Source organism: Pseudoclavibacter sp. JAI123 (assembly GCF_013409665.1).
In the GTDB taxonomy this organism is placed as follows: Bacteria; Actinomycetota; Actinomycetes; order Actinomycetales; family Microbacteriaceae; genus Pseudoclavibacter.
The window spans coordinates 190,085-203,123 of record NZ_JACCCM010000003.1 but is presented as its reverse complement, the minus strand read 5'-3'; the positions used below and the strand labels follow the sequence as shown (position 1 = coordinate 203,123).

The window sequence follows — 13,039 nt, the reverse complement described above, 5'->3', positions numbered from 1 at the left end:
CGCACGCGCGGCAAGCCGCCGAAGCGGTCAGGCGGGCCCAGTGAGCAGCGGCAGCGTCTCAGCTCGCCCGCGTTCCACGTGCGCCAGCGCGAGCGCCGCGGCCCGCTCCACCTGACCGCGCACGATCGCGTCGCAAAGGTCGCGGTGCTCGCGGTGCACCTCGTCGTCGTCACGCTCGCTTGCGATGTGGAAGAGGCGCTTGACGCGCCCCTGCACCGGCAGCAGGAGGTCCTGCAGCAACCGACTGCCTGCCAGCTCGACGACCGTGTCATGGAAGTCAGAGGTGGCGTCGGCGATGCGCGTCCCATCCGAGGAACCGACGGCGCGGTCGGCGACACCGAGGGCGGCTTCGAGCTTCTCACCCGACTCGCCAGCGGCGCACCTCGTGGCAGCGAGGCGCGCGGCGAGCACCTCAAGCGACGCGCGGACATCGAACAGCTCGATCACATCAGTGCGCTCCATCGGGGCGACCACTGCCCCGCGGCGCGGCAGCGTGCGGATATAGCCCTCCGCTTCGAGCCGGGGCAGCGCCTCCCTGATGGGGATGCGCGAGACACCCAGCGCATCGGCGACTTCGCGTTCGCGGACTCGGCTCCCCGTGGACAGCCTTCCGTCGATGATGCGGTCGCGCACCCACTCGTACACCCGCTCACCCTGAGAGATGGAAGTGCCCGAGTCTCCCTGCGCCGCGTCTGGATCTGCCGCCTCCACGATCACCTGCCTCCTCGTAGTGCTGCCGGGCCCGCTCAGTCAATCGAGGTGCGGGCGGCCAGCGCCTTCATCGTATAGGCCTCCCGTGCCCTGCTGACGCCCTGCTTTTGTATTCCAGAAAGATCGGGCATTATGGCCACGTGTTGCTATTTCAGCCATATACCTGTTCAGACTGGAGCGTTTGGCATACCATCTGTGATGTTCGGGCTCTGCCTGACATCGGTGCATCCCCCACGCAAAGGAGCCTGAGCATGACCGATACCGTCACACCAGTCGAGGACACGCGTCCGCGCACCCTCAAGCGCGCACTGGGCCTCCCGGCCCTCATCGGCTACGGGCTCGCCTCCATGGGCGTGCTCTCCGTCGTCTCCGTCTACGGCCCGGCCACCGAGCGGAGCGACGGGCACCTCCCCGCCGCATACGTCGCCGCGATCGTCATCATGCTCTTCACCGCGCACAGCTACGGCCGTATGGCAGCACACGTCCCGATCACGGGCGGCGCCTACGCCTACGTCACGCGCGGCTTCGGGCCGGCCGTCGGCTTCGTCACCGGCTGGGTGATGCTGCTCGACTACCTCTTCCTCCCCATGGTGAACTTCCTGCTCTTCGGCCTCTACTTCAACAGCCTCTTCACCGCGGTGCCCACGTGGGTCGGCACGCTCATCTGCATCCTCATCGTCGCGCTCTTCAGCATCATCGGGGTCAAGTGGTTCAAGCGGATGAACTTCGTCGTCATCGTCGCGTCGGTGCTCGTGATCATCGTGTTCCTGGTTCTGGCTGTGCTCAACGCCCCCGGCCTGACCTTGGAGTCGGTGACGCGTCCGCTCTCGATCGGGGAAGGCGGACTCGGCCCGATCCTGGCCGCGGCGGCGATCGTCGCCTTCGCGTTCCTCGGGTTCGACGGCGTCTCCACCCTCGCCGAGGAGACCCACGATCCGCGCCGCAAGATCCCCAAGGGGATCGTGCTCGCCACGCTCTTCGCCGGACTCGGCTACCTGGCGTTCTCGGTCGCCGGCAGCCTCATCGCCCCCGACTGGACGCAGCTCGACAACCTCGACGCGGCAGGCACCGAGCTCATGCAGGAGGCCGGAGGCGACGTGCTGATGGTCGTGTTCGTCATCGTGAACACGGTCGGCATCGTGCTCTGCGGCACGGCAGCGCAGATGAGCGTGAGCCGCGTGCTGTTCGCGATGGGCCGCGACGGCATCCTTCCCCCCGCGCTCGCGAAGCTGCACCGACGCTTCCGCACTCCATACGTGGCGGCCATCGTCGTCTCCGTCATCGCTCTGGTCGCGCTCTTCGTGACTCTCGACCAGGCCGTGTACATGATCAACTTCGGAGCACTCGTGGCCTTTGCCATGGTGAACCTCGCGACCGCCAAGGTGCTCTTCTTCGATCTCAAGCTGCGCAGCGGATGGGGGCTGCTCCGGCATCTGATCATGCCGATCATCGGGTTCGTCTCGGTCGCCTGGCTGTGGACGTCGTTGGCCCCGTTCACGTTCGTCCTCGGCACGGCGTGGCTCGTCATCGGCATCGTCGTCTACGTCGCACGAAGAAAACGCCACGGCGGCCCCCTGGCGCTCCAGATCGACGACGTCTCGACCGAGGCTATGCCATCGATCCCCTACCAGCAGTGACGCGGGGCGTACCCGCTGCCCCGCGCTCCGCATCCATCCTCGAGCCCGCCACCACGGGAGGCAGACCCATGACCGACTCCACCGCCCAGCCGACGCTGCGCACTCCCGGCCTCGTCGACGCGCACATCCACCCAGACAAGACATCGTGGGGTCAGGCGTGGCAGTCACGGCGCCCCGCCTCGACACTCGTCGAGCTGATCGACAACGACCGCACGGCGCAGGCCGGATACGTCGGGAGCGTCGAGGAGCGTGCGTTTGCGCTGTTCTCGCACGCGCTCGACAACGGCACGCTCGGGATGCGGGCGCACGTCGATGTGTCCTCAGAGCTGGGCACGCGGAACGTGGAGGGGGTCCGGGCGGCCGCCGAGCGCATCGGCGGTGACCTGACCGTGCAGATCGTCGCGTTCCCGCAGTTCGGGCTGCTGCGCAACCCGGGCACGTTCGAGACGATGGCGGCTGCGCTCGATGCGGGGGCTGACCTCGTCGGCGGCATCGACCCCGGCGGCCTCGAGGGCGACTTGCACGGCCACCTCGACGCGATCTTCGGCCTCGCCGACCGAGCGGGACGCGACCTCGACATCCACCTCCATGACGGCGGCGAGGGCGGACTGGCGCAGATCCGTGAGGTCGCGAGGCGCACGATCGCGGGCGGCAGGCAGGGACGGGTCACGATCGGTCATGCCTTCGCGCTGTGCGACGCGCACCTGCCCTCCTTCGGTCAGACGCTTGAGCTCGTCGCGGAGGCGGGCCTCTGGGTCGCGACGTGCGCGCTCGGCACCGACCCGGTGCCCGACCTCGACTTGTTCGAACGACACGGAGTGCGGTTGGCCGCCGGTTCCGACGGGGTTCGGGATGCGTGGAGCCCGTTCGGCACTGGAAGCATGGTCGACCGCGCCCACCTCCTCGCCTACCGCACGGGCGCGATGACCGACGCCGAGTTGGAGCGCACCTTCCACATCGCCTCCGTCTCCGGTGGCGAGATGATGGGCCTCGCGAGTATCACCGAGTGGGATGAGCGCAGCGACACCCGCCTCGAGTTCGCCGCCGAGAATCTCGCTCAGCTGGTCGTGGACCGGCCGGCACCGCTCCGCGTCCTCCGCGACGGCCGGGTGCTGCGTTGAACGGGATGCGTCAGCGTGCGGCGCGGCGCCAGGGAGTAGCGGCGGGCATCCTGGTCGTCGCCGTCGGGTTGAGCGTCCGCTTCCCCATCACGAACACCTCCGCGTTGCTCGGCGAGATCGGCGCGGGCTATGCGCTCCCGCAGACAGCCCTTGCAGTGCTCAGCACGATTCCCGTGATCCTCTTCGCGCTGGCTGCACCACTTGCGCCACTCCTCGTGGCCAAGCTCGGCCTGTCCAGGTCGCTCTCGCTGCTCCTCGGTGTGCTCGCAATCGCGACGCTCCTCCGCCCGCTCGGCCCGTCGCCCCTCTTCGTCGGGACAGCGCTCATCGGTGCCTCGATCGCGGTCCTCGGCATCCTCGCGCCACAGCTCATCCGGAGCGCGCTCGCTGCCCGCGCTGGCTTGTGGACCGGCCTCTACACCGCTTCGTTCGGCGTGAGCGCGGCCACGGGGGCGGCCCTCTCGGTGCCGCTCTTCCACGTTCTCGACGATGACCTGGGGCAAGCACTCGCTGCGTGGGGAGTCCCGCTGCTCATCGCGCTGGGGATTGCGCTCGGGCTCGGCCGTCGCATCGGCGCGCCCCTTCCCGCCCGTCGACCAGGGGGTGCGGAAGCGAGCGTCTCGATCTGGCAGGCCCGCGGCCTCTGGCCGGTGACGGGTTTCTTCGCATGCCAGGCGCTGCTGTACTTCGCGCTCACCGCCTGGCTTCCGACCATCGCGGTCGATCGTGGGGCGAGCGCCGCGCAAGCCGGGTTGCTGCTCGCCTGGATGAGCGTTGCGGGCCTCCCGGCCGCGCTCTTCGCACCGATGCTCGCGTCGCGGGCGCGCTGGCGAACTCCCCTGCTGATCGCCACGGCGACGCTTGGAATGGCGAGCCTCGTGGGTCTCGCCATCGCACCGCTCGAAGCACTCACGCTGGTCGTCGCGGTCCTCGGGATCGCACTGAGTTCGGCGTTCGGAATCTCCGTCGCCCTCATCGTGCTCACGGCGCCGAGCAGTGCGGCGACTGCCGCCTTCTCCGCCGTTGTGCAAGGCGTCGGCTACGCAGTCGCCGCCTTGGGGCCGCTCGTGTCCGGGCTGTTCGTCGGGGCCGGGATGAGCTGGCCCGCTGTCATCGCAGGCCTCGCGGGTGTCGCGCTGCTCGAGCTTGGCTTCGGAATCGCGAGCGCCAGGGCATCGCTCTCCATTCAGCGCTCGCAGGCACTGGAGGAGTCGGAGGCGCACGCAGTGGTGGGCGTCGGCTCGCCAACGCAGCGGTAGGAGGCTGCGCTGGACGCTGGCGGCAGCTCAAACGCGGCCTGGGGGCAGCCGACGACCATCTGAAGATTGGCGGTAGGCGGCTCGTGGCGGGTCAGCTGATCGCCCTCGCGATCGGCAGCCCGCCCCCGTGCGCGGTGAGGCCGCCGTCGACGGCGAGCTCGGCGCCCGTCACGAATGAGGTCGCCGGTGAGAGCAGGCTCGAGATGACGTCGGCAACCTCAGCAGGTGATCCCGTGCGTCCGAGCGGCGTCAGCTCGACGTTGATGTCGCGGAACGCGACCGATGCGCTCGCCGTCATGGGCGTCTCGATGTAGCCGGGGTGCACGATGTTCACGCGGATCCCCCGCGACCCCAGCTCCATCGCCGCGGTCTTCGTGATGCCGCGCAGCGCCCACTTGCTGGCCGCGTACGCCACGGCATAGTGCGCCGTGACCGCTGCGGCTGAGCCGACGTTGACGATGGATGCGCCGCCCGCCATGAGCGGGGCGAGCGCCTTGATTCCGAGTGCGGGGCCCGTCGCATTGACGGCGAAGGCCAGCTCGAAGTCCTCGGCGGTGACGTTCTCCATGCGCGCACGCCGCGTGATGCCGGCGGCGTTGACGAGTCCCGCGAGCGCGCCGGCGGCCGCGGTCGAGGCAGCGGCGAGCTCGGCGACAGCAGCCCAACCCTCCGGGTCGCGCACGTCGAGCATGACCCGGTGGACGCTCGGTCGCTCGGGTGCATCCGCTGGCCAAGAGAGGTCGGCCGCGATGACCGGGATGCGGTCGGCGAGGAGCCGCCCGACAACCGCTGCCCCGATGCCGGACGCGGCACCCGTAACGACTACAGGGGCGGACGCGGTGCTGGCGCTGGTGGTTTCTGACACGTGGCTCCTCTCGACGCGCGGCTCTGCGCATCAACTTCAACCCAAGCAGGGACGGCGGCGTCCGCACACATGAGATCAGTGATCTGCCTCATCGGTGGACTCGATGGAAGGCCCTCCGCGGCGTGCACCAATCGGCCGCTCAGCCTCGTCCTGCACGGCGCGCCTCGGCCTGGGCCTCTTGTCGTCGATAACCGACATGGATATGTTGCTTTTAAGCCAAAGTGGCCCTGGTCGGGCTGAAACCCACCAAGCTCCTCTACAAGGAAGTAGCAGGTACATGGCAAGAATTCGACATCTCGCAGCGGCTGGCTCCGCAGCGGCATTGCTCACGACACTGGTCATCGCAACTCCCCCAGCAGGCGCCGACGAAGCACCGAGCGGCCAGATAGTCCCCTTCACGCTCAGTGAAGAAGGCTACGAGACCACGGCCTTCGCCTACGTTCCCGACGTGGCCGAGTACGGCGAGCGCGCCACCGCGTCCCCGCTCATCGTCGTGTACGGGGACGCGCCGTACACCGCCGACTCTGCTCTCCAGACCGCCGAAGACGGCGGCTTCGCGCAGATCGCGGCCGACGAGCGAAGCCCGATCCTGTTCGTCAACCCAGCCAACGGCTCCACGTGGACGGACGTCGACGAACGTAGCCTCGTCGTCTCGAAGCGCCAATTCTCCGACTCGACCAACCTCGACTACACAACGGGAACCCCCGCGGGCACCAGCGACACCGGACTCTTCCCGGGGTCTCGCTTCCGCACCTACGTCTTCGCCGATGGAACCGGAGCCGACTTCGCCCACGAGCACCTCTACGACGGAGTCGAGGACGTCCACCCATACGTCTCCGCCTGGCCGGCAACGTACTTCCCGAGCGCCATCTACACGAGCAACGCGACAGCATCCGTCGTCACCGGTTCGGCCGAGGCCGAGGTCCCCGGCTACCTGGTCAACGGAACTGCGGCGATGCACGAGGCCATCACCGGCATCAACACGAGCTTCGGCACCGCGGTCGCCGCGACCTCTCCGGTTGTCGACGGCTTTGACGCAGCCTCGGTGAGCGAGGGTTATAGCGAGGTGCTGAGCACGTTCATGCGCCGCGACAGCTGGGTTGCCCCGCACACCTCAAGCCTCGTTCCGCTGACGGACTATGCGGCGCTGGGCATCGAGATGACCCGCGACGTGATCGAGGTGCAGGATGCTCGGGTCGAGTACTTCACGTACACGCCTGACTCCGTCGCTACGGCCACCGTGGACTCAACTCCGGTCGTCTTCCTCTTCCACGGCAACGGCAACCACGCGGAGGCCCAGGCCTCGATCACCGAATGGCCCCGAATCGGCGCCGAGGAAGGCTTCATCACCGTCTCGGTGCAGGATCACGCCGCGGTCGGCATGGGCGACGAGCGGATGCGCGCGGCCCTGGACAGCATCCTGGAGACGATCCCACAGGCGGACAGCACGCGCATCTACGCTTCCGGGTTCTCCATGGGCGGTCGCCAGAGCTGGTCGCTGGGTGCACTGCAGACAGAGCTGTTCGCCGGTATCGCGCCGACGAACGGGGTCTTCGCACCGCCCGCATCAACCAACGATCTGCGCCTGCCGACGTTCTACGCTGGCGCACCCCTCGGGCCATTCGATGAGCTGCCGTCCAAGAACGGCACTGCCAGCACGGTCGACGAGACGCTCGCATCAACGTTCGCGAAGAACGGCATCACCGACTCCTACACGTTTGATGCTGAGGCCGACCCAGTCTGGGGCATCGCACCTGACCGCACCGCGAGCTACACGAGCCCGTACTTCGAGGTCCAGACTGACGTCAACTACTACGCGGATGCAGACGGCCAGGAGATGGTGGCTCTCGCCATCAACCACGACGCGACCCATGAACCACTGAGCGTGACGACGGAGGCAGCTTGGGACTTCCTGCAGGACTTCAGCCGGGCCGCTGACGGTTCGATCGTGATCGGCGACCCCGTTCCGACGGCACCGCCAGAGACGACACCGCCAGCGACTACGCCTCCCGCGACGGCGACCGCTACCCAGCAGCCGACGACAACCAGCACCGCAACCGCGGCACCGACTCCGCCCGCCCCACAACCGACTGGCACGGAGGCCGGGAAGCCTGACTCGCTGGCGACGACGGGGAGCGAACTCACCGCACCGCTCGTCATAGTCGCGCTGCTGCTCGTGCTGGGCGCCGGCGCCGTCTTGCTGTCGCGTCGTCGGGCGAGCTAACTCACGCACGGACGCTGATCGGGGTGTCACTGGCTGGCTGCTACCCCCAGTGACACCCCGATCTCTGTTCGTCGGACCGCGCGAGATGTCGCCGATCGCCGGACTCGACGGCGCGAGGACTCGCACCCTACGGCTCGAGCACGGCACGACCCCACCCGCCGCCGTGGCGAACACAGCTTCGCCCCGGCCGATCTGCCGTTCGAGACGCTGCAGGAGCATCCGTCCGACAGGTCGCAGTGACCGGGGCGAAGCAGTGAGTGCGCGGATGCGTCAGCTCATGCTCGCCCAGAACTCGCACTGGTGCTCGGTCGCGAAGTCCTCGAAGGGCTTCTCGCCTTCCGGGGTCAGCTTGATGAAGGTCGGAGCCTCCGCCGTGAACGCCACCCACGGCGACCCCAGCGTCCCGGAGGTCAGGAATTCAGCCCAGTAGTCCATCATCCGATAGCCGAGCTCCTTCTCCTCGGCGGTCAGGGGACGCTCCACTTCCGCGTAGTCGAAGAGGTAGGCCAGCTCCGCCGAGTGGGCGCTCGACATGTCGATGCCGTCCAACGCCATCCCTGCGTTTGTCGGCGACGTCGGGTCTTCGAACTCGTACGCGTAGATCGTCGCCTGGTCTGCGGCACCCTCCGCGAACGTGAACGTGCTGCACCCGAAGGTGCTGTCGGTGTCGATCGCCGCGAGGGCGAGCGCCGGCTGATCGTAGTCCCCAGCCGGGTACCGCTGGAGAACGTCGTCGGCCTTCTCGGCGTACGTCTCGCGAACGCGCGCCTCGTACTCCTCAGCCGTCATCGAACCTGCATCCGGGCCCACGCTGAAGAAGATCCCCTGCTTCCCTTCCCAACGGTTGGAACCAGCCAGCACAGGGATCGCGTCCCAGTCTCCGGCCTCTATCGCGTCCATCGGCATCGCCGGGAGCACGTCGCTTCCGAACGTGGGCGAGAATCGGCCAGGCGTCTCCATGAGCACCTCGGCGTCGAGCCACTGCAGGCATTCCAGCTGCGCGGCGCCGGCGGGGCAGCCGATCTCGGCCGCCGTCGTGTTGCCCTCCTCAACCGCAGCCTCGAAGGGAGTGAAGGCTCTGAATGCACACGACCCGCTCTGCAGGATCGCACCGCTGAGCATCCCGGTAGTCTCTGGCGACGTCAGCAGGCCGCAGATCGACATCGCCCCCGCGGACTGTCCCGCAGCCGTCACCCGTGCGGGGTCACCGCCGAACGCGGCGATGTTCTCATTCACCCAATCCAGCGCTGCGACCTGGTCGAGCAGACCGAACGAACCGGCGTCAGCGCCCATCGATTCGGACGCGAGGTAACCGAGCGCGCCCAGACGATAATTGATGTTGACGACCACGGTGTTCGTGCGCTCGACGAACTCCGAGGGGTCGAAGAGCGCGCCGCTGCCACCGCCGAACCCCCCACCGTGGATCCACATCATCACCGGCAGCTCTGCGTCAGCGTCAACGCCAGAGGGTCGGTAGACGTTGAGATACAGGCAGTCCTCGCTCTTCTCGACGCCGACCACCTCGCCTCCCTGCAGACAGGCCGGGCCGAACGCGTCGGCTTTCTTCGTCCCCTCCCACGCCTCGGGGGGCTCGGGCGCCTTGAACCGGAGATCATCGACCGGAGGCGCCGCGTAGGGGAGACCGAGGAACGCATCCACCCCTTCAGCAGCAACACCCTCGATCGATCCCTGCGCGACCGCGGCAGTCGCACCGCCTGGTGAAGTCGAATCGCCCGCTTGCGGGGAGCATCCGGCAAGGGTCAGCACCGCCGCGGAGGCGAATGCGAGCCCCGCGAGGCCTCTCACCCGACGAACGCCGGGGTAGCCCTTCCGGGGGTTGCGGCGCGCTTTCGGGCGCGCCGATGAGTGATGTGTCATGACGACTCCAATGTCGTGAGGTGTCGGCGCCGCTTCGTGCGGTCGCCGGGTTCTCGATGGGTGGATGGAAAGGGAAAGCGGGAAGAAAAGCGGGCTGGGCAGCTAGGCGCCGAGCCACTCGCGCATCGCGGCAAGGGTGCGGTGCGCGCCGGCATCGGACGGCTCGTCGATGTGTCCGTGGTGCGAGTCGAGTTCGAGGCGGTACTGCGCGGCGACGCCCGCGCGCTCCAAGGTCCGGACGAAGGCCTCGGCTGACGGCACGAACGCGTCGCGCTCGCACGCGACGACAAACGTCCTCGGAAACCCGCGCCCGTTGCCCCACCCGGGGAACACCTGCGGGTCGGTCAAAGCCGCGAGGGATCCTGCGAAATTCATCGTGAGGCCGTCGAGGTGCGCAGCCTTCGGTGCCACCGCGGTCGGGTCGGTGGGATCGGGATGCAGGGCGGGATATACGAGGATCAGCCCGGCTGGCACGGGACGTTCCGCGTCGATGAGCCGCTGCACGGCCCCCGCGGTCAGCGTTGCTCCGGCGCTTGCCCCACCGAGTACGAGCCGGTCGCCGGGGACACCCAGCCATTCGAGCGAATGAGACCGAGCCTCCTCCCACCAGGCCAGCACGTCGTCGGACGGGACCGGGTAGTGCACTCCACGCACACATTTCGTGTAGTCGATGGACAGCACCGGGACGCCCCGGGATGCGAGTTCCAGAGAAGTCCAATTGGCTTCGGGTATGTCGAGGTGGCCACCCAGGAAGGCGCCGCCGTGGGCCCAGACGAATCCGACACCAACTGCCTGCGCGGTCTCATCGACGTAGATCCTGCCAGGCAACGGACCGTTCGGCCCGTCGAGGGTCACGTCTATCGTCGCAACGGCACCAAGGTGGGGGAATCGACGAACGAGCGAGTCAGCGTCGATGTCATCTCTCGGATCTGTGGGCTCACCGTTGCGACCGATCCACTCGATCATGTCGGCCACCGGCATCCGACGGAACTCCGCCGAGGTGATCTCGGACGCGGCGTTCTCGGGCATAGCGGCATCGGGGGCAGCATCCCCTGGCGTCTCGAGCCCGACGGGGCTGTCGGCCGTCACTTCGAGTCCCAAGCCGCGTCGAGCTCACCCAGCAGCCCGTCGACCGACTGCTGGCCCGTCAACAGGGCCTGCACTCCGGAGCCGAGCTTGTCGAAGACCGAAGGGTTGCTCCAGATGTTGACCGGGAACTGCGTGTACTGGCCATCCGCGATGAGCTGAGCGACCGGGGCATGGGTAGAGTTCGTGAGGTCGATGCCATCGATGCCCGTGATGGGGATCGTGCCTGCCGCATCCGCATAGCCTTCAGCGTTCTCCGGCTCGGCGAACCAGTCGAGGAACGCCTGTGCGGCTTCCTTGCGCTCGGACGCCTCACTGATCGAGACGGCGTAGTCGGAACTCGCAAAGATGAAGGGCTTCGCGCCCTTCGGAGCGGGGAACGACTCGACGACGAGCTCGGCTTCAGGCGAGCTCCGTCCGAGCTCGACCGCCGCGCCGCCAGGGATGAACGCGCCCAGGGACGTCCCTTGACCGATGCCGTTCACGATCGCGTCGAATCCGCTGCCCTCTGCACCGGCCTGGAAGCATCCGGCATCTTTCATGTCGATGATGAGCTGGAGGGTGGCCCTCCACCCTTCAGTACCGGCGAAACTCACCTCTCCAGCTGCTCGCTGCGCATCCCAATCGGGATTCTCGGCGTACACGTTGGTGGCCGCGATGGTGACCGCGGCGATGCCGCCGTTGATCGGAACGGAGCCTGCGAGCGCAAAGAGAGACGTTCCACCGTCGAGCGCCGCGCAGGTCTCGAGCAGCTCTTCGCTCGATTCCGGGTACGCGACGCCAGGCGCCTCGTTGAAGACCGTCCCCGTGATGCTGATGTCGGTGGGGTGACCGAACTGCTCGCCGTCGACGAAGAACAGCGGCTTGCTGCCCTCATCCACCAGCGCCGCGTTGGTTTCGGCAAGTGGCGCGAGCAGGTTCGCTTGCGCCAAGGAGATCACGGAGAGCGTCGTGCCGGATCCCGGCGTCGCCATGATCACGTCCGAGGCGTTGCCGCCTTGGAGCTGGGTCCGGAGGACACTGTCGTAGTTCTCCGAGGGGATCGGGTTCAGCGTCACCGTGACACCAGGATTCGCTTCCATGTACCGCTCGGCGAGCGCCGCATACGGGCTGTTCTCAGTGGATGGGTAGGAGAAGGAGAAGTCGAGCGAACCTGCGCTCGGCGTGGAGGCGCTGCTGTTGCTGCAGCCCGCGAGCGCGACGACCACGGCGACGGCGGTGAGACCTGTCGTGACTCGGGTTCGGGCGGGAGTGAGCGTGGGGGGCATGGTCCAGTCCTTGACGTCGGTGTCGTGGCGAACGCGTCTGGAGCTGACGGACGGCGGTGCCCGTCCAGGCGAACGCGTCCTGGGCAACGCCAATGTAGCACTAATCCGAATGAGAATTCGGATTTTGTTCTCGTTGTTCGGGCGCCCACTACTCCGAGGCGCCGACCGGACCTTCCCCCGCCTCGAGGAGCAGACGGGCAGTGCGAATCAGGTTCTTGACGAGACGCCGCTGACCAGCTGCGCTCTGGGGGGTCGAGGACTCAAGGTATTGAAACGTTGCAGCATCCAGGACCTCATACACCCAAGAACGCCACGAGTCAGAGGAGGGCGCGACCACGACGTCCGAAGCTCGCTCGAGTGATCCCATGATGACTTCACGCATCTCGCGCCAGGCGGCAGGACCGGCCGCATCCAACTCCTGCTGGGCCGCCGCGAGCTGCACCAGCGACCGGAGCGTCGGGGCGCTCGATGCCATTCCCTGCACGTAGGCATCCACTATCGATTCGACCGTCGCCGCACCATCCGCCTCAAGCGCCGCGAGCGTGGCCACCATCGAGGCCTGGATGCGAGCGAGCTCCTCCTCCTGCACGGTGCGCAACAGGTTCGCCCGATTGCCCACCCTGCCGTAGATGGTGCCGACCGAGACCCCGGCCCGCTCACTCACATCGGCAATGGTGACCCCGGCCGCACCATGCTCGGCCATGAGGGAGAGGGTGGCGGCCCTCACACGGGCGAAGGACTCGCGACTCCGCTGCTGCCTCGGCTGCGCGATGCCATCCATGGAACCCCCAGAGCGTCACCTGCCGCCGAACGCGATGCAGGTATGGCCGCCAATGATTCCACACGGCGGCACGCGAGCCCTAAGAGCGGGCAACGGGGGCGGGAATCGAGGTGCAGGCAAGCGCTCCCCCCTAGTTTCGGGATGGGTTCCGCGCTTCAGGATGGGCTGCAAGCCATCCGGAAGCGAGAAACCCATCCCGAAAATCGCGC

General features: G+C 67.7%; 10 protein-coding genes. 4 read left to right on the top strand and 6 right to left on the bottom strand.

All coding sequences use genetic code 11. The features are described 5' to 3' along the window. Positions 1–27 precede the first annotated feature (27 nt). Positions 28–711 (bottom strand): GntR family transcriptional regulator, encoded by a 684-nt coding sequence (locus HDC34_RS16060; protein WP_179557772.1) that lies wholly within the window; start codon positions 709–711, stop codon positions 28–30. Between the two features lie 251 nt (positions 712–962). Between HDC34_RS16060 and HDC34_RS16055 the strand changes: the two genes are divergently transcribed. From HDC34_RS16055 to HDC34_RS16045, 3 genes are all read left to right on the top strand, one after another. Then, a complete protein-coding gene (locus HDC34_RS16055; protein WP_179557771.1) occupies positions 963–2,348 on the top strand; it encodes an APC family permease in 1,386 nt (461 codons plus the stop codon). Positions 2,349–2,416: 68 nt separating this feature from the next. After that, positions 2,417–3,469 carry an amidohydrolase family protein gene (locus tag HDC34_RS16050; RefSeq protein ID WP_179557770.1) on the top strand — a complete coding sequence of 351 codons (1,053 nt, stop codon included), beginning with the start codon at positions 2,417–2,419 and terminating at the stop codon, positions 3,467–3,469. 5 nt (positions 3,470–3,474) lie between these two features. Continuing rightward, positions 3,475–4,728, top strand: a complete 1,254-nt coding sequence (locus tag HDC34_RS16045; protein ID WP_179557769.1) for an MFS transporter — start codon at positions 3,475–3,477, stop codon at positions 4,726–4,728. Positions 4,729–4,819: 91 nt separating this feature from the next. Here the strand turns inward: HDC34_RS16045 and HDC34_RS16040 are convergent, their stop codons facing one another. After that, positions 4,820–5,593 (bottom strand): SDR family oxidoreductase, encoded by a 774-nt coding sequence (locus HDC34_RS16040; protein WP_179557768.1) that lies wholly within the window; start codon positions 5,591–5,593, stop codon positions 4,820–4,822. Positions 5,594–5,870: 277 nt separating this feature from the next. Here HDC34_RS16040 and HDC34_RS16035 point away from each other — a divergent pair, with 277 nt between their 5' ends. Continuing rightward, entirely contained in the window at positions 5,871–7,817 is a 1,947-nt protein-coding gene (locus HDC34_RS16035) for a hypothetical protein (RefSeq protein WP_179557767.1), read from the top strand. Between the two features lie 270 nt (positions 7,818–8,087). On the opposite strand, the gene HDC34_RS16030 is transcribed toward HDC34_RS16035, so the two are convergent. The 4 genes from HDC34_RS16030 to HDC34_RS16015 all read right to left on the bottom strand — a co-directional run bounded on the left by HDC34_RS16030 (position 8,088) and on the right by HDC34_RS16015 (position 12,830). After that, the gene (locus tag HDC34_RS16030) at positions 8,088–9,695 is read right to left on the bottom strand and encodes a carboxylesterase/lipase family protein (RefSeq protein WP_179557766.1); all 1,608 of its coding nucleotides are present in this window, start codon (positions 9,693–9,695) and stop codon (positions 8,088–8,090) included. 102 nt (positions 9,696–9,797) lie between these two features. Continuing rightward, a complete protein-coding gene (locus HDC34_RS16025; RefSeq protein WP_308807379.1) occupies positions 9,798–10,784 on the bottom strand; it encodes an alpha/beta hydrolase fold domain-containing protein in 987 nt (328 codons plus the stop codon). Then, entirely contained in the window at positions 10,781–12,049 is a 1,269-nt protein-coding gene (locus tag HDC34_RS16020) for an ABC transporter substrate-binding protein (RefSeq protein WP_179557765.1), read from the bottom strand. The genes HDC34_RS16025 and HDC34_RS16020 overlap by 4 nt, the downstream gene beginning before the upstream one ends. Before the next feature lie 148 nt (positions 12,050–12,197). Next, complete coding sequence (locus HDC34_RS16015; protein ID WP_257023359.1) at positions 12,198–12,830, bottom strand: TetR/AcrR family transcriptional regulator; 633 nt, start codon at positions 12,828–12,830, stop codon at positions 12,198–12,200. Positions 12,831–13,039: the final 209 nt, after the last annotated feature.

Bases quoted from the DNA above. Each gene is read 5' to 3' on its own strand.
- HDC34_RS16055 (WP_179557771.1), top strand. From the start codon at position 963: ATGACCGATACCGTCACACCAGTCGAGGACACGCGTCCGCGCACCCTC.
- HDC34_RS16050 (WP_179557770.1), top strand. From the start codon at position 2,417: ATGACCGACTCCACCGCCCAGCCGACGCTGCGCACTCCCGGCCTCGTC.
- HDC34_RS16045 (WP_179557769.1), top strand. From the start codon at position 3,475: ATGCGTCAGCGTGCGGCGCGGCGCCAGGGAGTAGCGGCGGGCATCCTG.
- HDC34_RS16035 (WP_179557767.1), top strand. From the start codon at position 5,871: ATGGCAAGAATTCGACATCTCGCAGCGGCTGGCTCCGCAGCGGCATTG.
- HDC34_RS16030 (WP_179557766.1), bottom strand. From the start codon at position 9,695: ATGACACATCACTCATCGGCGCGCCCGAAAGCGCGCCGCAACCCCCGG.
- HDC34_RS16020 (WP_179557765.1), bottom strand. From the start codon at position 12,049: ATGCCCCCCACGCTCACTCCCGCCCGAACCCGAGTCACGACAGGTCTC.
- HDC34_RS16015 (WP_257023359.1), bottom strand. From the start codon at position 12,830: ATGGATGGCATCGCGCAGCCGAGGCAGCAGCGGAGTCGCGAGTCCTTC.